1 pseudogene is annotated in these 780 nt (G+C 63.9%); it reads left to right on the top strand.

Annotated elements, in window-relative coordinates:
* Positions 1–780, top strand: a pseudogene (locus ACXJKR_RS33920) (TonB-dependent receptor); the annotation flags it as partial.

Below are 780 nucleotides of genomic sequence, written 5' to 3'. Positions count from 1 at the left end.
GCGCCGCACCGGGGTGAACAAGCGCGACGCCTTCATGGCGACCGCCGAGTTCCGCCCGAACAAGGACTTCACCAGCGTGGTGGACTACTACCACACCAGGGCCACGCAGKAGGACACCGCGAACCAGTTCGAAGTCAATCTCGGCGGCTACAACGGCGGTTACAACCCGGGCCTGAACATCGCTTCCCCAGTGGTGAACGGCAACAACACCTTCGTCGGCGGCAGCGCCAGCGGCCTGTACCCGCTGGTGCGTGGCATGTACAACGACCGCAGGGACACCATCGATGCCTTCGGCTGGAACAACAAGCTCAAGCTGGCCGGCGGCGGCACGCTGACGGCAGATGTGAGCTACTCCAAGGCTGACCGCAAGGAAACCAACCTCGAGAACAACACGCAGTTGCTGCCCACCGGCGCAACCGCACCGCTGGACACCCTGAAGCTGAATTTCGCCACGTCCAGTTTCCCGACGCTGACCCCCACGCTGAACTACTCCGACCCGACCAAGCTGTTCCTGCGCGGCACGATCTACGGCTCGGGCTACGGCAAGCGTCCCAGCGTCGAGGACGAGCTCAAGTCGTTCAAGCTGGCTGGCAACTTCCCGCTGCCGGATTCGATCAAGGGCTTCTTCCAGGACGTGGACCTGGGTGTCAACTACGCCGACCGCTCCAAGAAGAAGCGCCAGCCCGAGGGCAACATCAACGTCGGCTCGCAGGGTGACACCGCCATTGCCAGCGACCTGCAGTACGCCCCCGTGGACCTGAGCTTTGCGGGCCTGGGCAG

The sequence above is a fragment of the Roseateles sp. P5_E11 genome (assembly GCF_054049355.1).
This window is presented reverse-complemented; position numbering and strand designations above follow the sequence as displayed.